General features: G+C 48.0%; 10 protein-coding genes. 2 read left to right on the top strand and 8 right to left on the bottom strand.

What is annotated here, in order from left to right:
- Nucleotides 1-200: 200 nt before the first annotated feature.
- Nucleotides 201-2,228: a methyl-accepting chemotaxis protein gene (locus tag H5073_RS02295; RefSeq protein ID WP_182676528.1), complete on the bottom strand. Its 2,028-nt coding sequence runs from the start codon at nt 2,226-2,228 to the stop codon at nt 201-203.
- A gap of 372 nt (nt 2,229-2,600) precedes the next feature.
- On the opposite strand from H5073_RS02295, the gene H5073_RS02290 reads away from it, so the two are divergent.
- Nucleotides 2,601-3,272 (top strand): fumarylacetoacetate hydrolase family protein, encoded by a 672-nt coding sequence (locus H5073_RS02290; RefSeq protein WP_182676526.1) that lies wholly within the window; start codon nt 2,601-2,603, stop codon nt 3,270-3,272.
- Here H5073_RS02290 and H5073_RS02285 read toward each other — a convergent pair.
- Nucleotides 3,255-3,983 carry an ABC transporter substrate-binding protein gene (locus tag H5073_RS02285; RefSeq protein ID WP_182676524.1) on the bottom strand — a complete coding sequence of 243 codons (729 nt, stop codon included), beginning with the start codon at nt 3,981-3,983 and terminating at the stop codon, nt 3,255-3,257. The two genes, H5073_RS02290 and H5073_RS02285, sit on opposite strands and share 18 nt — an antisense overlap.
- A gap of 273 nt (nt 3,984-4,256) precedes the next feature.
- On the opposite strand from H5073_RS02285, the gene H5073_RS02280 reads away from it, so the two are divergent.
- A complete protein-coding gene (locus H5073_RS02280) occupies nt 4,257-4,562 on the top strand; it encodes a hypothetical protein (protein ID WP_182676522.1) in 306 nt (101 codons plus the stop codon).
- 235 nt (nt 4,563-4,797) lie between these two features.
- Here H5073_RS02280 and H5073_RS02275 read toward each other — a convergent pair whose 3' ends face one another.
- The 6 genes from H5073_RS02275 to H5073_RS02250 all read right to left on the bottom strand — a co-directional run bounded on the left by H5073_RS02275 (nt 4,798) and on the right by H5073_RS02250 (nt 24,256).
- Nucleotides 4,798-5,055, bottom strand: coding sequence for a hypothetical protein (locus H5073_RS02275; protein WP_182676582.1), 258 nt, complete (start codon nt 5,053-5,055; stop codon nt 4,798-4,800).
- 73 nt (nt 5,056-5,128) lie between these two features.
- Nucleotides 5,129-6,757, bottom strand: a complete 1,629-nt coding sequence (gene pfaD, locus H5073_RS02270) for an eicosapentaenoate synthase subunit PfaD (protein WP_182676520.1) — start codon at nt 6,755-6,757, stop codon at nt 5,129-5,131.
- Nucleotides 6,758-7,040: 283 nt separating this feature from the next.
- Nucleotides 7,041-12,965: a beta-ketoacyl synthase N-terminal-like domain-containing protein gene (locus H5073_RS02265; protein ID WP_182676519.1), complete on the bottom strand. Its 5,925-nt coding sequence runs from the start codon at nt 12,963-12,965 to the stop codon at nt 7,041-7,043.
- Nucleotides 12,962-15,181: a PfaB family protein gene (locus tag H5073_RS02260; protein WP_182676517.1), complete on the bottom strand. Its 2,220-nt coding sequence runs from the start codon at nt 15,179-15,181 to the stop codon at nt 12,962-12,964. The genes H5073_RS02265 and H5073_RS02260 overlap by 4 nt, the downstream gene beginning before the upstream one ends.
- The gene (locus H5073_RS02255; protein WP_182676515.1) at nt 15,178-23,265 is read right to left on the bottom strand and encodes a type I polyketide synthase; all 8,088 of its coding nucleotides are present in this window, start codon (nt 23,263-23,265) and stop codon (nt 15,178-15,180) included. The genes H5073_RS02260 and H5073_RS02255 overlap by 4 nt, the downstream gene beginning before the upstream one ends.
- Nucleotides 23,246-24,256 (bottom strand): helix-turn-helix domain-containing protein, encoded by a 1,011-nt coding sequence (locus H5073_RS02250; protein ID WP_182676514.1) that lies wholly within the window; start codon nt 24,254-24,256, stop codon nt 23,246-23,248. The genes H5073_RS02255 and H5073_RS02250 overlap by 20 nt, the downstream gene beginning before the upstream one ends.
- Between the last annotated feature and the right edge of the window lie 190 nt (nt 24,257-24,446).

The raw sequence follows: 24,446 nt of genomic DNA, 5'->3' as shown, positions 1-24,446 counted from the left end.
GAAGTGACGTTCGTACTGGTCGATAACGGAACGCTGCGCTCACGGATAACGGAAATAACCGAAATCCGTAGTCTGTAAGCACGGAGTGCGTTCGGTAGTCACGAAGTGACGTTCGTACTGGTCGAAAACGGAACGCTACGCTTACGGATAACAGGATACTGCGTAAACCGTATTCTGTAGCCCGAAGGGCGTTCCTTATGTTAAAGCGTAAAGCGCTCTACTGATGTGGTCAGCGAATGAGCAAGCTTATTCAGCTCAGTGCTTTCCTTTGCCATATCACTGGATTCTTTAGCATTTCGCTCGGCAGCTTGGGTTGTGTCAATCATAGTGGTTTCAATCTGTTGGCTGTATTGCACTTGTTCAGTTGCAGCCTCTGTGATGCTCTGACTCATGTGGCTGATGTTATTCAATGCTTGTTCAATTTGTTCTATGTCACTATGCAAGGTTTTACTCTGCTCAACACATTCACCCGCCTGAGATTGGCCTTGACCGATAGCACTGACTGCATTTTGAGTTTCTTGCTGTAACGCATCAATCATGGTTTGAATTTCAGCCGTTGAGGCTTGAGTACGTGATGCAAGGGAGCGTACTTCATCGGCTACAACGGCAAAGCCTCGTCCGTGTTCACCGGCTCTAGCTGCTTCAATGGCGGCGTTCAGTGCTAATAAATTAGTTTGGTCAGCAATGGCGCTAATGGTCACCAAGATACTGCCAATGTTGTTACTGTGCTCGCTTAATCGGGCAATAACCCTCACTGACTGACCTAAATTGTTTGATAGGGTTTCTATAATACTCTGATTATCGTCAGCAGTATTCTTGACTTGTAAGCCCAGTTTGGAGGCAAATAATATTTGCTTAGCAGATTCATCGGCTTGAGTATGCACGGTATTGGAGCTGTGATGGATTTGCTCAGCAAGTGTTCTGGCCTGGTTCACGCGCTGTATTTGACCATTGGCAGAGCTGGCTATGGTTTCACCTTGGCGTTGAGATGCAACGGCTGAGGCATCAAGCTGATGGGCATCACGGCTGATATCTTGTAATAAGTGTGCCAATGAATTACTGAGCTTGTTAATGTTATCGGTTAATACTCCAAACTCATCGTTATTGTGTTTTTCTAAGCGCTGAGACAGATCGCCTGCGGCCATTTTTGCTAATGCAGCATTGATTAAGGTTAAAGGTTCCAGCATGGCTTTAGAAGTAAAGTAATAGATGCAACTTGCCATTAAAATAAATACTAATGCCATTGAAAATGCTAATGTTTGTGCGGAAACGATTTCTTCATCAGATATTGACTGTAAGGCGGAAAAGCGCTGATCGGCTAAATGCACTAACTGAGTTAAGGTGTCGTAGCTACTGCTAAAGAGTTGATTGGCTTGTTGCTGGGCTTTATCGGCGGCGAGCTGGTGACTAACCACTTTTTCTTGCGCCAGATAAAGCGTCCCTGGTGACTGTAATTGTACTTGGATAAGCTCAAACTGAGCCGTAAATTGATCCAGTTGCTCATCTGCGGCTAAACCGTAAGCCTGTTGTTTTAAATAATCAAAATTACTGCTTATGTTGCTGAGTAAAAAACTAACATCTTCTTTGTGTGTGCTAATGCCATTTAGCTCTGTGAGACGGCCAAGGTCAGCTAAAGAGTTGCCTAAGGTGTAGAGCATGTCATCGATGCGAGTGCCTGTTGCAATTACGTCATTTAGCAATGCCGCTTGACTGCCTGCATCAATAATTTCTAGGTCTATCATGCTGTTGCTTGCTGCTGTTTTAGCTTCTTTAAATTCAGCGTTGATTTTATTAAAGCCATCTTTAGCAGCATCTATCGCAAGCTTTTGGCTGAACATGTTACTGCTTTGTTCGTTATAGGCTGAAAAATAATCCTGTGCTTTACTCAGTAGGGCCTGCATTTGGGGATGGTCGACAACTTTTAATGCTAATTCAGTCTGTAGCTGCTGATATTGGCCTTGCAGAGTTTGGTAATCAGTTTGGCTTGCTTCTAATTCGCTGCGTTTAGATTGAGCATAAGCTTGACTATTAAGCTGTGCCATTTTGAGTAGCGACAGTTGCAATTGATTGCTTTGCTGTTTTACAGGGACGGCTAACGTTTCAATATTAAAATTTGCTGTTTGAATTTTATTTAATGAGGAGTAAAAAAAGCTTGTGCCTGCAAGGAGTAGTATACCAATAGAGGCAAAGCCTAGGGCTATCTTTTGTTTGATTGTAATATTAAGCATGTTTATTGGCCATTATTGTTATTATTTCTCCAGCTAGCATGATTATATTTTCAACAAACTCAATAGGATGGATGTTGAATTATGAGAGCTGTTGTTGCTTTCATGTTACGTTTAATTGTAGTGGAAATGCAAATTTCGGATTGAAAATTGAGCTAATTCAAAATAAAAGGAAGCTTGATGAGCAAGAAGGTCGGTGCTGCTCTAAATGCTAGCTTTCATTCCAAGCAGTCAATGGATTAAGTCTAGTCTAGGCAGAGATATTATTGAGATGATATTGTTTTATATTTAAAGTAGGCCTTTGGCGGCTTACACGATGTAAAGCTGACGGACTTACGTTTAACGCTATGGCTCATATTTAAAAAGGAACGGACAGTGGCATTAGCACAAATAAATCTAAATCAGCAAGATGGTCATAAAGTGGCTGTAACCCCTTCGAAGCTGGTTTGTATTGGCAGGAACTATGCAGAGCACATTCAAGAGCTGGGTAATGAAATCCCCGATGATATGGTGGTATTTTTAAAGCCTAACTCAGCAATTAGTCAGACGTTGAACGCCTTTTCACAGGAAACCATACATTATGAAGCCGAGTTGTGCTTCATGGTGAAGGACGGTAAATTTTCGGCGGTGGGCTTGGGGCTAGATTTAACTAAGCGTCAGCTGCAAGGGCAACTTAAAGCTAAAGGACTACCTTGGGAGCGTGCTAAAGCCTTTGATGGCTCAGCAGTGTTTAGTGAATTTACTGCATTAGAGCCTAGCCTGCCACTTTCAAGCCTTAATTGGTGTTTTGAACTGACATTAGATGGCGAGCGATTACAGTGGGGTGACAGTGAATTAATGCTCTATACGCCACAGCAAATTTTAACCGCCATTAGTGAGTTTATGACACTGGAAGATGGCGATATCGTCATGACGGGAACGCCAAAAGGGGTAGGGGAATTAAAAGTGGGTGGCGAGTACCGAGCAAGCTTGTGGGATAAATCCCAAGTCTCCCAAGACATGACTCAAGCCCAGGCTATTCAAACAATGTTATGGCAAGCGAGCTAATACTTGGGTTTCAGCTCGGTGCAATAAGGTATCTAGCTCACCGGTTTTTTTCATCGCTTTGATGGTGTTATTAAGCGTAGACATAAGCCCTGGATTGGCTTCCAATACTGTATTGTGGATATAGTGATACAACTTTAATTTAGCTAATGCTGGTGGTAGGGCTATCACATGTTTAAGCCCAAGCTTTTTAATATGGTAATTGCCATCTGCGGTATTGGTGAGCGCAAGGCTAGTACGTTTCTCGCCAAGTGCTTTTAACATGGCTTCGGTATCATCATAATTATATACGTGAGCTAAGCCGCGAGTGATGTTATTGGTGTGCTTAACGCCACGGACTTTAAGCACATTATATTTGCTTAAATCTGCTTTTGAATTGAGGGTTATTTGGCTTTCTTTGTGGACAAACGCCATGGTTTCCAAATAGTAATAGGATGTAGGCACTCGCGTCATACTTGGATTTTCAATGCCATAACTGAATATACGCATTATCTCACCATCTTTGCGCCCAGAGCTTGCTTCGCGCTGAGCTCGCTTCCCCGGCATGGCGACGAACGTCATTTCTAGCCCTGCTTTTTGATAAATTTGAGTTAAGACTATCTCACCAACTCGTTGTTCAAATAACCCGTCAATGGAGACATATTGATAGCTTTGTGCGCCGCACTGTGAGGAAAAAAAAAGTATTAATACAAGATAAGAGCGACTCAATTTCATCTATAACCCTTCAATTTACTTTGTCGTTAGTGAAGTCAGTTTATTATAGTTGAAGCAATTATAAAATCTTGAACGCCAAATGAAGTGATACAAATAATCTAAGCTTGATGTCAAAAGTCTTCAACGCAGAGATATCATCTTTGAAACCCGCTCTGATTGAACACATAATTAATGTGGTTGCTATAAAGGTTAAACAGGTCGTACTAGTTTGCAAGGCGATTAGGTGTAGTCTCGAATTAATGAGTTTTTTGGGGCACATTTTGGGAGCACAACATGAGCGATAATACCTTAAATACCAATACTAGTGGTGGAGTGGGCAAGTGTATTAAAAAAATTGCCATTCCTAGTCATAATATGGATATCCACCCCGGCGCTGAGGGTGACATTGCCAGTATGAATTCCTGGCTCAAGCAGCAAGAAGGTTATGTGGAAGGCTTGCGTTTCACCATAGCTGAAAAACTCAAAGGCCACAGCGTGCAATTTTATTACGATTACCCAGAGAGTTTTTCTGCCAAACAAGCCCAAAGAGCCAGAGAATTGGTCGACATGGTCAAGACAGATTTTTTACATATGCAGTAATTTACATGTGCAGTAATAGGTCACACTTTGAATTAGGTTGGTCTTAGGGTGACCTTAGGTTTTCGAGGTTGCTTCGCTGCTAGAGTCTAGAGGCGATAACTGAACGCTACGCTTACGGGAAAAGCAGGATAACGGACAACGGAACGCTGCGCTTACGGATAACAGAAAAGCGGAAGACTGAAAACCGTATTCTGTAGCCCGCAGGGCGTTCGGTAGGCGCAACGCGCCGTTCGTTTTATTTCAGCTTATTCACCGCTTCCATATCCAATTCGATATCCGTGCAGCCTTTGGCGCAGAATATGCCTGCCGCAGGTGTGTCTGCTGAGTGCTTGTTAGCCTGGGTAGGTAAGCGCAAGGTCAGTGGTTTTTGACATTCAGGGCACTGACTTGGGGTGCCTTTTAACACTCGCTTGATCAAGTTTTTTTGCGCAATAAAGGATTTTTCTGTGGTGTCGTTAATGGCGGAGAAATCTAATTTTTGAGTGTCGCTCATCGAATGTTCTCGTCTGTGGGCAATGGCGCTGATGATAAAAGAGCCCACAATGTGGGCTCTTGGTTGACGCAGTTTAACTCACCTTGTCCTGTGGTTTCCAGCGTTGTAAATTCACTGGAATGCTCACCCCTTGGGCGTGGAGTAAATTAATCCTCGCTTGGTAGGCGGCGCCATGCATCATATGCTTGGCTAAATCCACCGCCCGGCGCTCGCGATAATCATCTAAATAGCTGTCCTTCGCCCAGGCATTAAAGGCGCCAAGGGACGGGCCTGCCCAGATTTGATAATCCATTTCACGGCCAACTTCGCCCGTGTTAGACCAGCGGCTCGATAATCCCAAGTACCAGCGGAAAATCAGTGCCATCTTGCGCTTAGGGTTATCTTTGGCGCGTTCTATCTGCTTAGGGTCACGTTCATTAAAGTGGGCCACAGTGCCGGCCCAAATCTCATCAAGAGACGATCTAAACACTTGAGTCTCAAGCTTTTCACGCTCGTCCGCTGGGATGGCTTCTATTGAATCGTAGCGAGTATAAATTTCATATAACTTGTTGGCGCGCATGGGGAATAGGGTGCCGCGCTTAACCACTTGTAGCTTAACGCCCATCTCAAACATGTCTGCCGCCGGCGCCATGGTCACATCGGCCATTTCCGTGGTAGCCAGCAGTTTGCGGGTGTGCTCACTGGCGCCCGCTTCGATGCAAGCCTGATTAATGGAGCCTGTCACGATAAAGGCCGCGCCCATGTTAAAGGTGGCAAGGGCTGCATCGGGTGTGCCGACACCGCCGCCACAACCCACACGAATAGGGGTTTTGTATTGATATTGAGCCTGCACCTTGTCTTTTAGTGCCAAAATTGTCGGCAGCAAGGTCACCAAGGGGCGATTATCTGTGTGACCGCCAGAATCCGCTTCGGCGGTAATGTCATCGGCCATGGGCACGAGTTGCGCGAGCTCCATTTGCAGAGGGGTGATAAGGCCTTCATTAAGGAGTTGCTGGAGGATTTTAACTGGCGCTGGCTCCATAAACTTAATCGCCACTTCGGTGCGGCTAATTTTAGCTATCACCTTATTATCGATTTGAATGTCGCCATGGGCATCGCGACTTAACCCGGCGGCGCGGTAATAAACAATTTGCGGAGTTAAGCCTAAAAAGGCTGAGGCCTCAACGGTGCGCACCTTATGCTTTAAAAATAGTTCAACACTGCCGCGCTCTAATGCTGGCTCGCTAGGGCTATGAATGAGGTTAAACATATAAGGGCCGTTTGGCAGCGCATCTTGAATACGCTTGATGGCCGCTTCTACCCGAGTTGGAATCAATCCTGCTGCGCCAAATGAGCATAAAATACCCGCCTGACCTAGGGCGATTACCAGCTCTTCAGAAGCAATACCGTTTGCCATAGCACCGGCGTAATAAGCATATTTAACCCCGTGTACCCGGCGAAAATTACTGTCACCTAGGCTTTGAGTGCCAAGGGCTGGGGCAAAGGCACTGACCGGCAAGGCGCCGTTATTACGATCATTTTCTGTGACCACATCCGCCTGCTGGGCAGCGCCAAGACCCAACTCTGGGTCATTAACCAGATAACAGGCCTGAGTTAAATCTTTGAGTTTTTTGCCAAGTTCAGCTTCATCGAAACTGAGCTCATTACGGCTCACTTGCCAAGGCCAAGGTGAAAGCTTTTCGTTATGCACTTGTGTTGTCATTATTATTCCTTGTTGGCCTTATACCAATCGTTTTAATTATCTGGCCATTCAGCGGGAGTTCAAAGTGTATTAATCAAGGCACAGACTTGAAGGCATAGTGGTGCTATGTCAAAAGTCTTCAACGCAGAGAAATACACTTTGAAACCCGTCCTACGGGAGCGTCTCAAGCGTTCCACTTCAGTGTTGCATTAATTTGAAAGGGAATAACCCTTACTGCATTAATGCGCCTTGAACTGAAAAGCTTGAGGCGCTCTGATTGATTACATAATTAATGTGATTGGTATTAAGCTTCTTCAATACAGATAGCGATGTCTTTGACTTCATAAATACGCAGGCCATCTTTACTCAGATTGGCATCGCCTATGATGATGCGTTTACCGTTTTCATCCTTGACGGCACTGATATGCACATCCAGCGACATTTGTTTGTTTAATGGGTTAATTTGGCCGCGATACTTCCATTTTATGTCCGACAAAATTTGGCCAAACTTAGGATTAATGAAACCTTTGCCTAAGTCTTTGCTGATGGCGTAAGTTTGCATTAACTCGATAATGGCTTCAACGCCTAATGAGCCAGGCATGACAGGATCTTGATGGAAATGAAATTGGAAGAACCAATCGCTTGGATCTATGGTGCGTGAAGCAGCTAAATAACCTTTACCGTATTTGCCGCCGGTTTCAACAATCTCGGCTGTGTCGATAAAGTTAAGCTGCCCGCCCGCTAAGCGATAATGAGGCTGGCTAGCTGGCGCATTAAACACCCTAGAAGTCTTATCCAGTAAATTCACGCTTATGTCGGCCGCGACATTATGTTCAACATGCCATGGCTGGGTGACTCTGCCGTTATCTATACCTAGCTGGTTTTTAAGCGCATCGCCTTTGAAGTAGCCAAATACCGCGCTGCCGGTATAGAAAGCCTCGCCATCAACACTGAGCTCAAAGGTGAAGCTTTGAATGATGTTGCTGCCGGCAATAACGGTAGATAACAGCTTAGAATCATTGACTATGGTCTTGCCGCGTAAATCCACCTGGCGCAGTAATTTGCCGCCGCCATCTAAGTTACGGAAAAACAGCTCTTGCCCAGGGAAGCCGAGCGTCGTGCCCATGTAGCCTGAGATAAAACCATTAGGTTGTAATGAAATCTCCATTAACACCGAGTAGGGCATGACCCCTTGATGGCTGTTATTCTTGAAATACCAGGCATCGGCGGGCACTTCATATTCGGCGATACACGAAGACGGCTTTTTAAGCTCGCCGCGTTTACCGTTAATTTCAACCACACGGGTGGTGAGCTGTAAATCACCGCAAGGGGTGCGCGGGGGAATTAAGCCGCGGTAAATGCTAAAGTCTGGGCCGAAGCAGTTCTCAATGTTACCCGTAGCAAATTCAAACATGTGATAAGGGGTGAAAGGCACAGTATCGGGTACGCGGTTAGCGTATTTTGAATCTGCAGCGACTTTCGGCGCTTCAACATGCTTAAGGGGAATAACCCCTTTATTTACCGAGGCGGCTAAATCAGGGATTTGCGCCATTAATGGTGCTTTATGAGTCTGACTTGTATCAGTAGATGTTAACCCCTGACTTGCTGCTGTAGATGTTAGCGATGCCTGCGTATAGCGGCTACATTCGCTTTCTTCTTTGATCATTACCCCAAGATTTTGGAAATCCACCACCGCCTTGCCGTTGAGCAAGATATCGATATTGGCTTTAGCGTAAGGGCGCGGGCTTAACCCAATTTCAGTGACCTCCATGCGGTAGGTCAGTTCGCCATGTTGCGGCAATACTTGCCCGCGGCAACGCACTTTTTGTGACGCATTTTCAAGGGGTTGGAAGCGGCCATTGCTCACCTTGGTATGCATGCCAAGGTGCAGCATAAAGAACTGCAATAATTGACCACAACCTTCGGCCATTAATGAGCCTGCCATTACCTGATCGCCCTTAAAGTGGCACGGGAAATACCAGTGATCCGGCGCTAATTGCTTATGACCTTCGATTAAGCCCAAGCCCCAGGCGCCGCCACGGACATCAAGCTTGCTGACCCTTTCTATCATCAAGAATTTTTCAGACGCAAAGCATAAAGAGGGTTGCAGGCCGGTTTGCAGCTGGTGGCTTACGTGCTCACCGCCAAAGCAGCTGCCGATGTCACCATTAAGCAGGTGATGAATTTGGCCGTAATCGAATTGAGTCTGGGCGCAGTGCAACAGTGGCTCAAAACGAGGTTTGTTAGGGTTATTCATCGCATCTTGACGCAGCTTAATTTCAGCTTCGGTGTGGATCACCCCTTTACCGTCGGCCAGCTCTTGGTCGCTAAAGAAGCCCGCGCAGCCGCCATCCATTTTAAGAATAAGCGTGTCGCCCACAAAGCACTCGTAGGAGAAAAAGAATAATAAGGTGTCGCCATTTTTAGCAAAGTTATTGATTTTTATGTCGTAACGCAGTGTGTCGCCGCCACGGGGCAAGTCACCTAGGAAGGTCAGCGTGCAGTCGAGTAAACGATAAACTCGCTCGCCCTTGTTTTCAAAATCTATGCCTAAGTAGCTGATTAGCATTAAGTCACACTGGCCCGATTCCACCGCGACGGCCCAAGGAATTTGCCCATCGACAAGATAGGGCGCATCCACAGGAATATCGTATTCCGTGGTCATAGAACAAGGCTTATATTGGTTCATTACCGCATCAAGCTTAGTGACCCGTGAGACTAACAAGTAGTCCGTGGTGGGCAGGCGCACCCGGCGAGAATAGCTGTCTATGATGGCATAATCTGGGCCAAAGACCTTGGCGATATCACCTTCAGCGTACTCGACTAAGTCAGCATAATTCCAAATGCAGGGCTTGTCGGCAGGAATTGGCGCGGTATATGCGGGCACGCTTGAGTGATCAGGCGTTGAATGAACAGGAGCGGCCTGATTTAGTGATACTTGAGTAGACGTCGCTTGGGCAGTGGCAGTCACTTGAGTAGGTAGTGCACTCGCCAATACGTTAACCGCTTGGGGCGAACCATTAGCCTGCGCTAACTGCTGTTTTAGCAAGCTGTCGGCAACCTTTAAACCTGCCTCGCGGCTTTGCAAAAACGCAATGTGCGCTTGCTGGGCTAACCACTGATTTTGTTGGAACGGGCTTAAATGCGCTGGCGGCAAGCGAGTGGCGCTTTGCATAGTCGTGGCACTGAGTTTAGACGTGGCACTTTGACTCGCGGAGGCCGTCGAAGCCGATGTTAGATTAGGCATAATAGTCTGGGTAGTCTCTGTTGAAGTCGCGGTTTGTGTCGTCGATGGCGTCTTTATCATAGGAGTTACTGCATTCGGCACCACTGCAATAGGGGGAGCTGTCTGTGCTTGTGGGGCGATGTGAGCACATTTGGCTTTAATGCTCTCTATGGCTGCAATTGGCGTATCAAGAATGTGCTGATAAATATCCCGTCCGCCAAGGCTCACTTGCTTGATCAGGCTTAGCTTACTGCCAGTGGTTATGGTATCTGAAAGCTGCTGTGTCAGTGGTGTGGCCAAGCGCTGACCCAAAGATTGTTGCTGGGTTTGAGACTGGCTGATATCAAGGTTTGAACACTGATCTTCACTGACGCTCAGTACATTGGCCTGAGAATGGGTGGCATGAGCATTAGTGGCATGAGCATTGGCTTTGCCGTTGAGTAGAACAAGACTATGCAGCAAGCTTGCCATGCCAGAGGCGGCGAAGCTGTGGCCCATTGAGTTTTGCGCCTGGCTGACTGCATGGTTGCCAACGGCTAGCTTGTTGATCAGATTTTGCGCCAAGGGATCAAATTGACTCTCGGGTGCGAGATTGATTTCAATCAAGGCATCGGGGTGAGCCAATACTCGGGCGTTTACTTGTGCGATTAATGTTTCAGCCTTGTTCGTCGCGGAAAATTGCAGCCTGTTGATGCTGGCATAGCTGCTAGCAGACGCGTCGGCTTGCAACACAATAGCGCCAGCACCTTCACCCACGTGCCAAGGGCGGGCACTGATATCGCTCATCTGAATGCCAGATGCCGCTAAACTAGCGTTTTTAAGCAAGGTATTTTCAATGCTGCCAGATAAATCCACCGCCGCTATGATCACCGCATCCAAGGGCTCTTGGATTGAGCCTAAGGCAAACAGGTTTTGCGCCACATCGATACAGCGACTCACAGATTGCTCGCCCGCTGAAATCGTAAACGCTGGGCCATTAAAGTCCCACAGTGATGAAATGCGCGACGCCATGATATTGCCAATAAAGCTAGTGTACTGATTCAGCTTGGCGGCATCTAACACGCTGTCCATGGCAATCGCTTCTAGGGCTTGGTATTCATCATCTGTTAGCGCAACACCTTGGGCCTTAAGGCTTTGGGCTATTTGACTATGCAGATTAACGCGGCCCCTGAACTGATGCAGTTCAAGCTCAGTTTCCATGGCCACTAATACCGCAACCTTGCTGCCGGGTTTGAGTTTGGCATCATTAATGGCTTCATCGGCGACTTTCATCAGTAACAACTGCTGAGAGATTAATCTGTCATCTTCATTGGGCGGCACTTTGAAACGCAGGAAATCAAAATCAAAGGCATCGATATAGCCGCCTTGAGGTACTGCAAGGAGTCCATGCTGGGCCAAAATCTCTGGATGACGCTCAAGCCCTTTCCAGCGCTCGGCAGGCAGAGTCGTCATTAAGGACTCTTGCTGAGTTATCTTTTGCGCCAGAACATTAATGCTATGGGCTTTGCCAAAGTGCGCCGCGATACCCGTTATATGAAGCTCAGTATTGGCAGCATCTAGGCTTGACTGACCTTGCAAGGTGTTCGGGGTCTTGGCGGCATCATTATCATAAGATTCAATCAATAAATGGGCGTTACAGCCACCAAAACCAAATACAGACACCCCAGCATGACGGGCTTTATTGCCCGCTTTGTCAGGCCAAGGCAAGACTTCATTGGGCAAGGTTTGCTGACCAAACAATTGATTAGGTGAGGCGATTGGGCTGCTGATATTGATACTGGGGGGCAACACGCCTTGGCGCATGGCGAAAATCATCTTCATGATCCCAGGCATGCCAGCGGCGGTCAGCAAATGTCCTAAGTTGGATTTAGCCGAGCCAATTAATGGGGTGGCGCTGCCACTGAGTTTATCTTCAAAGAAGCGCTCCATGGAGGTGAGCTCGACCTTGTCGCCCAGCGGCGTGCCGGTGGCGTGGCATTCAATCACTTCAATGCTGGCAGGTGCAATATCGGCTTCACGGTAGGCGCGCTCAAAGGAAAGCACTTGGCCTTTACTGTTGGGGCTTAACACGAACTGACCTTTACCGTCGTTGGACAAGCCAATGCCGCTAACGAGGGCGTAAATATGGTCGCCATCGCGCTCGGCATCCTCAAGGCGTTTAAGCACTAACACGCCAGCACCTTCACCGGCGAATAAGCCTTTGCTGTTGCTATCAAAAGGCGCTGAAATACCGTGATCTGGATAGGCGTGGAAAATCGAGAAGCCCATGTTGATAAAGAAAGGATCGGCGCCAGATACCGCACCCGCCAGCATGATATCGGCCTTGCCTGTGTGCAAGTAATCACAGGCCAATTTAAGGGCGTAGACTGAACTTGCACAGGCGGCATCTAAACTTAATTGCGCGCCGCCTAACCCGAGCGCGTCGGCCACAAGCTTTGAGGCATTGTGAGCGATTCTGCCATTGCGGTAATTGATTGAGCGGGTCTGTCCAAGGGGCTGCTCGTTGCCAAAACCTTGGAGCACAAAGTTTGGTTGCGCAAGTTTCAGCTGCAGGGCTTTTTCAACCACGTCATGGTAAAGCGGCACAAATAGCTCATTGGATTTAGCCGTTGGGAATGACAGGGTGCCCATCACAATACCGGTGCGGGATAAGCGGCTATCGCTTAAGCCAATGCCAGCATCCGTTAAAGCATTACGGGCGGTATCGGTTGCCCATAAGAAGCTGTCATCTAAACCTTCAAAGGCACTGGCGGGGAGCTGGTAGCCATTAGCATTAAATGTAAAATCTTGAATATAGCCGCCTTTATCGCAATAAAAGCGGTCCGACTCACCTTGAACACCTGTGTAATCTTGGGGGTTGGCATTCAGCTTTTGCTGGCTTATTTGGCTGCGTGAATCTTTTTTATCCAACAGATTTTGCCAAAACTTCGCTGGCGTATCGGCATCTGGGTACTGATTCGCAAGGCCTACGATGGCAATTTTTGGTAATTTATGAGAACTCAATGAGGTTCTCCTTCTGAAATTAAGTGAGCTGCAGCTTGTGATAAATCTGCATCAAGGCCAAGGCTTAAACCCTCAATGGCCTGTTCAATGCTGTCCATAAAAGGTGCGAATGACATAGAAACCCGGTGGCTTAATAGCTGGGCTAAACATTTCAATAAACTGATACTTTCATCCGCGCCTTTGGCATTGATGGCAATAGCATGGGCGGGACTGGGTTGGTTGTTAACGTTTTGCAGCGGCGCTTGAGATGCCAGTATTTTATCAATCAAGGTGCTGGTCTGCCTGTCGGCGCCAATTTCCACAAATAATCTGCTGCCGTGATGATAAGCCTTGGCAATTAACTGAGTGAAATCCAATTGATGGCAAAAAGTGTCGGCAATGGATTGGGCGATGGCATCCGGGTTTAGCATGATAGGTTCAGCTTCAGTGGCTGTGATAAATTTAATCTCACTGGGCAGGTTAGCCATAAGTGGTTGGTGATAAAATTGTTTTACCTGCTCAATAATTTGCATCGCAGGCGGGGTATGCATCGCGGTGACTTTATTGGACGCAATACCGCGTTTACCCGCTTGTTTAAGCATGGCTTTACAGCTGGCTTCACAGCCTGCTACCACACAGGTATCGCCCTGAATAATCGCGATATAGGCCCGCGGGAAATCCTTAAGGTGTGGGGTTAATTCATTAGGGGTAGCGCGGGTCACGAAGCTGTTCCACACTATTTCATCAGCTTGCCCGTTAGTGTGCCCGCCAGTTTGGCCATTAGCTTGAGTTAACTGCCAATCTTTTCTAACACAATTCAGTGCGCCGGAAATATCTTGGGTGAATAACGAACTTGTTTGGGTGGCATCAATTAAGCTGTGGGGTTGTTGCCAGACGTTCAAGCTGGCCCACATTGAGGCTTCGCCCATGGAATAGCCTAAGGCCAATTTAGGCTTGATGTTAAATTCTTTTTCTAACAACTTGGTTAGCATGTAACTGATACCAACACCAGAAATGGCCAGCTCAGATAAACTCATACTCTGTGCTGTGACATTAGCAGCTGCACTTGTCTTACCGTTTGCTGCATTTTCATCAGCTGTTGGGTAGATGAGCTGGCTTTGTAACATGGCCTGTAAATCGCCTTGCTTTTCAAACTCGCTATACAGTGCAGGGAAGGCGTGGCCCAAGTGTTTGAACATATTGGGATAAACAGTACCAACACCGGGATAGACAAAGCTTAAGCCTTGCTCGCCTAATGGCTGACTGGTGAAGCAGCTACCCGCTGGGGTCTTGTAGCTAATTGGCGCATTAGGTTCGCTGGCCTCAATGAATTGCGCCATAGCATTCAATTCAGCCTTAAGTGCCGCAAAACTTGTGGCCATCACAACGGCAGTTAACGGGGCGCTAGCTGAGTTTGCTTGATATTCACTTAGGGCACGCTTGATAGCATTCAGCCCCTCTAACGGGGTGCTTAACCCACTGAATATGCGTGCAGTGGATGCTAATTTAGCCTGCAAATTATTTACGCTTTCAGCCCCAAGGGGTAGCCACAATCTGTCTTGATTAAGCAAAGGTTTAGCGGCAATGACTGCCGAGCCTTGGGTCAAAATGATGGCTTGATGAGCATCTTGAGGCGCAGTTTGGGTAAAAGTATTGCTAAAGGCGGCAACGCGGCTTTGATGAAAATCGCAAAACCAATATTCAGCACCATCCAGCGTTTGCCTTTGAGCTATGGCGGTCACTAAGGCCGCTAATCGGCGTAACTTGTCTTTTGCACACTCGCAGTTTACCTGTAGCACTTTAGGCTTGAGGTGCGCGCGTTTTGCATGGACTAGTGCTTGGTTAACCGCATCTTGGCTATTGGCCGCTATCCCAACGCCATTGATAAAAGCGTGAGGGTGCAGGGCATTTTTTGCCGCATCTAAAGCTGGCAGTAGCCATAGGGTGTCAGCCAAATTGATGATGACACACTTTTGATTGGCCTCTATCTCAGGCGCGCTTAATAGCTTAGCCGCAGTGGCAAGCGCTTGCTCAAAACCTAATTTGTGACTGTTATCCACAGTCACAAATTGCATATCAGCCTCAGGCATATTGGGCGCCTTAAGCAACACAGCAATGCGAAGCGGCAAGACTTGGCGCGCCTTAACTGCATCGACAAGCTGCGCCGCACTTAGGGCTTTTGAGGCCGCGGTGTCGATTAACGCGCCGCCAGTTGCAACATGAGGGCTTAAGTTCATGCGGGTTCTCGCTTATTACGCGGCGCACTAAAGGCCTCATTCAAGCTCTTACTGATAGTGGTTTTAGCATTTTTCATGGCACAGCTTAAGCGGCCATCTTGATGATAAAGCGCAATATCAGCAGTGAGCGAGCGACTTGAGCTTTTGACTACCGTCAATACTAAATAACCTTGTTCGCCAGAGGCGAACGGCGCATAAGTTGTTAGCTCGCCAATGCTTGATGGCAGGCTGGCGGCGTCAAATTTTATCCGCGCCCACACTAGCATGGCCTGCAATAGCAAATCTTCAGCAAATGCCTGACTGCCCCCCAAGGTTAATGTTGGGGCAAAACCGGCGCAATCCAGCGGATTAATCTGCGGTAATTCAACTTTGCATACTAGCTGCTCGTCATCGGCGATCAGCACTTGCTTAATCCCTTGTAGGCGAGGGCCGTGGAATAAGCTGCCGTTTGAATAAAGCTCGCTGTCAGTGCTAATTACTTTACCTGCATTAGCTAATAGCTGAGCATCGATAGCGGCCGTTGGCAGCGTCGTTGAAGCATTATCTGGCTGTTTGTTAACAACTTTCTTGTTCACCAGCTTTTCATTAACAACTTTTTCATTCACAACAAGGCTCGCTTGATATTGCGGCCTTAACGGGCTGTCTACAGCTTGGCTTTGCATGCGACTTTCGATTAGCGCACTTAAGCCCGTCTCAGTTTGCGTCAGGGTTAGACGCAGGACTTGTGGCTCGTTGGTGTCGAATATGATGCCTTTGAGCAATTTATATTCTTGCACACTCGCAAGCTGTCCGCACAATAGCTGCGCGGTTTCGCGCATCCATTGAATCGCGCACACGGTCGGTAGCACTGGATTACCCGCAATGCAATGATCTTCAATGAAGGGCATGGCAGCGGGGTCTAGTACTCGCTCGACCGTGTGGCTGTTATTGGCAGCAGAAAAACAAAGTGTCAGCGAACTCATTGCAGCAGGCAAAGAGTTCGCATTAAGCTTTTTTACAGCAGCGCTCGCTTGTGACGCATCATTTTGTGATGAAGTGCCAGAGCCTTGCATATCAGACCCAATCAGTAATTGCACGCCAGATTCAGATAACAGCTTGTGAGCAAACAAGTTTGCGCCTTTATCTAATGGAATAACGTACACGCCGCGCTCAACAAACATCTTCTTCAATGCTGAACTGACCATGCCGCCATCCCAAGGGCCCCAGTTAAAGCTCATCACTTTGGCTTGTGGGTAGTTAGCCGCAAGTTGCAGTGCTGTCTTATTGAGAATTTCATTAGACATTGAGTAGTCACTTTGGCCTGTATTGCCGTAGAACCCCGCCGCAGATGAGAACATGGCCACCAGCTTAAGCTTACTTGCATCTATGGCGTTAATAATGCCGGCAAAGCCGGACACTTTAGTGCCATACACACGGCCTAACTCAGCTAAGGTTTTGTCTTGAATATGTTTATCGGCTAATACGCCCGCACCATGAATGATGCCGGTAATGGTGTTAAGGCCTTTAAGCGTTTGTTTAATGGCTAGATCAGAGCTCACGTCCATACTGATATATTCAGCGCTGGCGCCCACGTCTTTAAATGCATTAAGCGCGCGGTCTATCTCTAAACTGCTGCTAATAGGCCACACTAAGGCATCAATTTGCTTAGGGGTTGGCTTGTCACCTTGGGATTGAATATAGCCAATGGCAGCAGCTTTTAACTCATTGGCTTGCTTGCCTTGAGCCCAGCTTGGTAAATTTGCCGCTAAGTGCTCACTACGGCCGGCTAAGATAAAGTGCGATTGAGTTTGTTTGGCTAAGGTTAGGGCACACTCGAAGGTCACGCCTTTTGCGCCGCCCGTTACCAGCACAGTATCATCGCTGTTTAATGTCGTGGTTTGGTAACGCGTTTGTGCACAAGCCGTTGCAATAAGCGTGTTACGACCTTGCTTGCTGATGCCGATTTCAGTGATTGTGGTATCAAGATCAAACAGCTCGCTAATAATGGCTTGAGCGAGTTCAACCGCTTCAAAGCTTGGTGCAATATCTAAGGCGCGGCAGAACACGTTTGGCCATTCATGGCTCAGTGTTTTGCTAAGGCCTGATAATGCTGCTTGGTTTAGCTCAGCCTTGGCTAAGGCGCTTGCATCTAAGTAGCCAAAGCCGCCATCAATACGACTCACGGTCATAAAGCTAACACGTTCAGTTTTTGATAAGGTTTCAAAGCCTTGTTGTAAATGCTTCGCCATTAAGAAGGCTTGTTCAACCGCGTTAAAGCCCGCACCACTGAGTGGTAATGCGTTTTTGATTTCAGCAAATTGAGGTTGTAGATGCACAAAGCCTGCAATCTTGTGTTTGGCACTAATTTGCGCAATCACAGCAGCAACCCCATCATCACTCACTTCAGTTAACTCAAAGCTAGCAACAGCACTACTTAGTGGAGATTGCTTATTGGTAATGGCTTTTGGGCTACGTATAACAGCGACGGTTAGGCCCGTTGACACTAATTTTTCTGCTAATACGCCGGCATTGTGGCCGTCATCATTAATGACGATGCAGGCGTCTTTCGAAAAACAATCAACTAACTTATCCGCCGCTGGTAGCTTTTTTAGCGCGACTTCCTGATGTGGAGGCAAATCGTTCGCTAGCTCTGCCGCTGTACTTGCTGCCTTCACTGGTTCGGTGACAGCATTAGAGCCCTCAGCGGTTTGTAGAGAGTTCATAGCGCCTGCGGCTGGCAGATTAGAGCCCTCAGCAGTTAGCTTAGAGTTCATATAAGCCACGATTTCACCTAAGGTACGGCACTCAGCTAAATCTTCAGGATTTAACTCTGGTAAGCCTGGCAGCTCATCTTGAACCGTACCTAAAATTTCCACCCGTTTAATAGAGTCGATACCTAAATCGGCTTCCATGTCCATGCTCAATTCAAGCATTTCAGTGGGGTAACCGGTTTTGTCGGCCACCACTGACATCATGGTGCTCTGTACTTTCTCTGAGCTCAGGGCTGTTTGCGCGCTCAAGGCTGTTTTCTCGCTCAAGGCTGTTTCAGCACTTAATCCATTGCTAACAGTTGGTAGAGAGCCCTCAGCGGGTAATTGGTAGCCATCAGCGGGTAGGCGTGAGCCTTCAGCGTGTAGAGAGCCTTCAGCTATTAATTGGGAGCCCTCAGCGGGTAGGCGTGAGCCTTCGGCGAGTAGACAAGAGTTCATGTAAGCAACGATTTCACCTAAGGTGCGACACTCGGCTAAATCTTCTGGATTAAGTTCAGGTAAGCCTGGAAGCTCATCTTGCACTGTGCCTAGAATTTCAACCCGCTTGATAGAATCGATACCAAGGTCGGCTTCCATGTCCATGCTAAGTTCAAGCATTTCAGTTGGGTAGCCTGTCTTGTCGGCAACCACAGCCATCATGGTGCTCTGTATCTGTTGCGCGCTCAAGGCTGTTTCAGCGCTCAAGGCTGATGCTGGAGCTGCTTGTGCTGACAGTGGAGAGTTCATGGCGCCTGCGGCTGGCAGCTTGCTGCCCATATAAGCCACGATTTCACCAAGTGTACGGCACTCAGCCAAATCTTCTGGGCTAAGTTCAGGTAAGCCTGGAAGCTCATCTTGTACTGTGCCTAGAATTTCAACCCGCTTGATAGAGTCGATACCTAAATCGGCTTCCATATCCATGCCAAGCTCTAGCATTTCAGTTGGGTAGCCAGTTTTGTCGGCAACCACTGACATCATGGTCTGAAGGACCTTTTGCGCGCTCAAGCCGCGGCTTTCTGATGAAGCAGGTGCTGATGCTACCGTTGCTGCAACTGGGCTTGCGCCTGCTGCTGGCAACTTGCTGTTCATGTAGTCAACGATTTCACCTAAGGTGCGACACTCGGCTAAATCTTCTGGGTTAAGTTCAGGTAAGCCTGGAAGCTCATCTTGCACTGTGCCTAGAATTTCAACCCGCTTGATAGAATCGATACCAAGGTCGGCTTCCATGTCCATGCTAAGTTCAAGCATTTCAGTTGGATAGCCGGTTTTGTCGGCAACCACTGACATCATGGTGCTTTGTACTTTCTCTGAGCTCAGGGCTGTTTGCGCGCTCAAGGCTGTTTGTCCGCTCAAGGCTGTTTGCGCGCTCAAGGCTGAAGCTTGAACGGGGGCAGATTGAACAGAAGTGGCAACCGAGGCACTTTGCACAGGTAATTTGCTGTTCATATACGCAACGATTTCACCTAAGGTGCGACACTCGGCGAGATCTTCAGGGCTAAGTTCAGGTAAGCCAGGAAGCTCATCTTGCACTGTGCCTAAAATCTCAACCCGCTTGATGGAGTCGATACCTAAATCGGCTTCCATGTCCATGCCAAGCTCTAGCATTTCAGTGGGGTAACCGGTTTTTTCTGCCACCACTGCTAACAGGGTGTTTAGCACCTTTTGCGCGCTTAAGCCTGAACTCACAACCGCTTGAGCAGTTGAAGAAACAGGCGCCGCAGCAACTGGAGCGGGGGCTTTAACTGGCGTCACTTGAGGCGCTGGAGCTGACATAGCAACGGCAGCTTGTGGAGCCGGCGCTGCGCGATTTTGCACAGCAGCTTGAGCGACAGGTGTTTGAGTCACAGCAGTTTGAACCGTCGCTTGGGGCGCAGCAGTTTGAGCCGCAAGTTGAACAGGCGCTTGTTGAATCTGGGCTTTTTGAACAGGCACTGGCGCTTGACCGGCTAGCATGGCCAACACTTGTTGGTTCGATTGTGCTTGCTGTTCGAGGAATAAAGTATGGCTTTGCAGGGTTTGCGCTTGGTGCTGGTGGAATTGCGCCATGGATTGCTGCAAACTTTCAGGGATTGCCATGCCCGATGCCGCCATCTGGGTTTGCGCTGCCATTAAGCTTGCAAAGGTATCGCCGTATTGCTGGGGGATGGCTAAAAACTGCTGATGCAGTTGAGCGGTTTGTTCCTGGGCGGCAAAAAATGCCCCTAAGCTGCCTTGGCTCACGGCAGTCGCATTAACATTAACGGCGCTTGAACCCGCCACTGGGCGATTGACTTGGCTCGCTGCTGCGCCTGCTTGTGGCACTTCAATATATTCAGTTTTAATCACTTCTTTTTCCACGATCTTCTCAACAATTTTTTCGACAGTCACTTCAACCGGTACTTCAATCTTCACTTGCTTCAGGGCCACTTGGCCGGTTTCCAGTGACTTTTGCATTTTGGCTTTGGTCGCAGGGCTGATGAAGTTGCTTGCCGTTAGCTTGACGTTCATCGGCGATGACTTAGCTAATTCAGCAATCGGTGCTTGATACGGGTCAACCTCTGTGAGGCTTAAACCGAGTACTGCAAGTTGAGTCGCGGCTTGGCGCAACTGAGTGTCGCTGTTGCCCTTAGGGTTGGGATTAAGGCTTATCACGCTGACAGCATCGCTTTGGTTGCCTAAGGTACCTTCAACCAATTTTTGCAGAATATTTTTCGGGCCAAACTCGACAAACACCCGGGCACCGGCATCGAACATAGATTGTAATTGTTCGCTAAAGCGCACCGATTGCAGCATGTGATCGCTAAAAGCGGCTTGGATGGCCTTAGGATCTTTAGGGTGCAGCTTACCTGTGCCGTTAGCGTATAAATTAAGCTTAGGTTTGGCGAACTTGACCTTGTTGATTGCGTTAGCAAAAGGCTGTTGTGCATGGGCCACAAGCGGTGTGTGGAAGGCGCCAGAGACAGGCAAGGCAATAGCTTTAAAGCCTAGTGCTTGAATCGCTGTTGCTGCATCGCTGGTGGTTGCTGTTGGGCCTGCAATCACTAACTGAGTCGGTGAATTGTAATTAGCCACTTTCACGCCATCAAAATCTTTGATGCATTTTTCAAGCTGCGCCGTGCCATTGTCTAAGGTTGCGGGAATAATCACCGCATACATGGCGCCTGCATCTTGATCTTTTGGCGTTGCGGCCATGGCTTGACCACGGGCAAAGGCTAATTGATAGTAATCATCTTGGTTAATCACGCCAGCGGCGCATAATGCCGACAATTCACCAAAACTGTGGCCTGCGACCATGTCAGGCTTAAAGCCTGCTTGGGTTAATAGCTGATATTGCCCCATGCTCACTGCACCTATGGCGCTTTGAGCATTGGCAGTATTAGTGAGCAGCGTCTGTTGTGCCGCGAGCACATCGGCTTCAAAGGCTGGAATGGGGAATAGAATTTGCGATAACGGCGTTTGCTTGTTTTTGGCAAACACCTTGTCGGCTAGCATCAATTGCTGGCGCATCTCAGGGTAATAACAGGCTAAATCGATGCCCATATTTAAATACTGTGAGCCTTGGCCGGCAAATAACGCGGCGACTTTGGCATTGCTGTCTTTAGCCACTAACGCGCTAGTGCGGAAACTGGTACCAGAAGGCAATTGCCAGCTATCAGCTGAATTTGAACTTAGCTGGGCAATGGCTTGGGTAAGCTCTTTAGTCAGCTCTGTTAATGAACTGACCACAATACCGATGCGAGCGGCTTTGCTGTCAATGCCAGTCACCGCGAAGCGCTTGGCTAATTTTGCTAACTCAATCTCAACCCCATTCGGGCATTTGGTATCTAAACCATTGAGTTCATTTAATAGCTGAGTCAACTCAGTCTGTAACCCTGCCTTGTTGGCGGCGCTTATCAATAAACTTTGCGCCACGGCGCGATGACGGTACTTGGCATCGCGGCCATGGTCTTGCTTATATTCTTCTAACACCACATGGAAGTTAGTGCCGCCAAAACCGAATGAGCTAATGCCTGCGCGGCGCGGCGTATCATCGGTGCGGGGCAACCAAGGGCGGGTTTGTGTGTTCAAATAAAACGGTGAATCCTCAACCCCAAGCTTTGGATTTGGCTTACTCACATTGATGGTCGGCGGCAATACCTTGTGATGCAGCGCCAGCGCCGCCTTTATCAATCCTGCGGTGCCCGCGGTTGATTTAGTGTGGCCCACTTGGGATTTAACTGACCCTAAAGCTATGTGCTGTTTGTTATCGCAGCCTTCTGAAAATACTGACTTTAAACCGTTAAATTCGGCAACATCACCGGCGGCAGTGCCGGTACCGTGAGCTTCAATTAAGCCAATAGTGTGCGGCTCAAAACCTGCGTCATCATAAGCACGTTTTAATGCTTTGGCTTGGCCTTCAGGGCGCGGGGCATAAATACTCTTAAATTTACCGTCCGATGAGGCGCCAACGCCTTTAATGACAGCATAAATACGGTCGCCATCGCGCTCAGCATCTTCAAGACGCTTCAATGCAACCATGCCAATACCTTCACCAATCATCATGCCTTTTGAATCGATATCAAAGGGTTGGATGGTGTCGTTGGTGGTAAAGGCTGGGGTTTTTGAGAAGCTCATGTACATGGACGGTGAGTTATCGGTACACACGCCGCCGGTTATCATCATGTCGCTGCGACATTCTGTAAGTTCGGTCAGCGCCATACGCAGCGCCGCAAGGGAGCCTGCACAAGCGGCGTCGACCACACAGTTCATCCCGCCTAAATCGAAACGGTTGGCGATACGGCCTGCTATCACGTTACCCAAAGATCCCGGGAATGAGTTTTCTTCCCAATGGATATACTGATCTTGAAACTTTTTGATCAGCATTTCAGTGTCTTCATCGCTAAGGCCACTACTTTTAAATACTTTTTTAAGTACAGGGTATTGCAGGCGGCCACTTAAACTATGGTTAAGCTTTTGACCGCCACCGACGCCCAAGGTAATGCCTATGCGGTCGGTGTCGTAATCGGCGCCTACACCTGCATCGGCTAATACTTCTTTGGCCACGATAAGTGACAACAATTGTGATGAATCGGTCAGCTCTAGGATATTAGGCGGCAGGCCAAACTCCATCGGGTTAAAGTCGACTTCGGGTAAGAAACCGCCGCGCTTACAATAGCTTTTATCCGGCGCCGATTTATCGGCATCGTAATAGTCTTCTACGCGCCAATGAGTGTCAGGCACTTGGGTAATGGCATCGATTTTTTCGCTGATCAAGTCCCAAAACTTATTTAAATAGCGAGAGTTAGCAAAAATGCTCGCCATGCCGACTATGGCAACGGGCATGTCCTTCAAACGCTTATTTAAACGCTTGTCGGTATTATTCTTGGATTGGCTCATGGGAGTCTCCGTTGGGTAACTGGGTGTCAGTTACCTGATGTAGGTGAGTGGCCGATTTGTGCTGCGACACAGGGTTGGCGGCCATGCTAGCGCCGGGAAAGCGCGCTAAAAAGCTGTGATAATTTTTTACCAGTAACTTACGTAAGTGGAACGGACCATGCTTTAACACATGGGCCATGTATCTATTGGTCGCTTGGGTATGGCTGTCTTTATAGACGTCTAAATAAACCCAGTCGGTCTTGAAATCGACCCCAAGCAGCACAGAGTAATTCTGCTGCTCAGTGAGCTTTGGGGGAATGCTTAAGGACACCACTTGCACTACGTTGTCAGGATCTGGGCTTGGCAGCGACAAGGTTTCGGCCAAGGTTTTGGGATCTAAGGTGTAGGTTTTAACGTCAGTGCCTTGAATAACAGGCAGCTGGTTGAAGAATTTTTCTGGCACATAGGGGCTGTCGAATTCATCAAGTTTTGATACCCCAAAGCGCTTTAAACAACGGGCAAGGCCGGAGCGGGACACATTGGGGTTAATGAATTCTTGAGTGACTTTAAGCAACCTGTCTAAGGGCATTTTCAATTGATAGCGCAGCCCCAGCATCACGTATTCTTCCATGGGGGAGAGGGTGGTGTTGAGTTTGTGGGGCGTGTTAGAGCTATTATCGATTGAGTCGCGTTTACGCCATTTGCGCACTGTGGCTTCACTAATATTTAGAATTTTTGCCAGTTCCGCGACGCTCATGGGAGATGATTGAATAAAAGCGCGCATTTCGGGAGTGGTGGTGGCATTGGAGTGACGTTTTTGACTGGCAGATGGCTTTTTATGAGTAAGGGGTTTGAGCTTTGCCTTGGCACTGGCTTTAGCACTGGCCTGGGCCTTAATGCTTGTTTGCTCTGCGCTCGTCTGCTTAGTACTCGTCTGCTCAGTGCTGGCTCGATTAACCCTGGTTTGAACGGCGTCATTGGCCTTGGTGCTGGTGGATGCGCTTGAGGTCATCTTAATCTTGGCTATCCATATAATCTAGTGGGACTCTTATTCTAGTCAGGCTCAGATGAGATCAAATAATCTGTTGTTAATCTAGCGTTTTGGCTTAAAAAATCTGTCATGCTAAAAAACAACCATGGCAGATTACCTGAGGTTTCACTCCGATACAATCATGCGGAACTAAAAATCAGTCTAATGCGCT

Origin of the sequence: Shewanella sp. SR44-3 (assembly GCF_014163735.1) — a bacterium.
GTDB lineage: Bacteria > Pseudomonadota > Gammaproteobacteria > Enterobacterales > Shewanellaceae > Shewanella.
Note: the sequence above shows the minus strand (reverse complement) of the source record. Positions and strands in the feature narration are given on the sequence as shown.

What these genes read in the sequence shown, in the direction of transcription:
- H5073_RS02280 (WP_182676522.1), top strand. Translation starts at nt 4,257, where the DNA reads ATGAGCGATAATACCTTAAATACCAATACTAGTGGTGGAGTGGGCAAG.
- H5073_RS02285 (WP_182676524.1), bottom strand. Translation starts at nt 3,983, where the DNA reads ATGAAATTGAGTCGCTCTTATCTTGTATTAATACTTTTTTTTTCCTCA.
- H5073_RS02260 (WP_182676517.1), bottom strand. Translation starts at nt 15,181, where the DNA reads ATGAACTTAAGCCCTCATGTTGCAACTGGCGGCGCGTTAATCGACACC.
- H5073_RS02255 (WP_182676515.1), bottom strand. Translation starts at nt 23,265, where the DNA reads ATGAGCCAATCCAAGAATAATACCGACAAGCGTTTAAATAAGCGTTTG.
- H5073_RS02295 (WP_182676528.1), bottom strand. Translation starts at nt 2,228, where the DNA reads ATGCTTAATATTACAATCAAACAAAAGATAGCCCTAGGCTTTGCCTCT.
- H5073_RS02250 (WP_182676514.1), bottom strand. Translation starts at nt 24,256, where the DNA reads ATGACCTCAAGCGCATCCACCAGCACCAAGGCCAATGACGCCGTTCAA.
- H5073_RS02275 (WP_182676582.1), bottom strand. Translation starts at nt 5,055, where the DNA reads ATGAGCGACACTCAAAAATTAGATTTCTCCGCCATTAACGACACCACA.
- pfaD (WP_182676520.1), bottom strand. Translation starts at nt 6,757, where the DNA reads ATGACAACACAAGTGCATAACGAAAAGCTTTCACCTTGGCCTTGGCAA.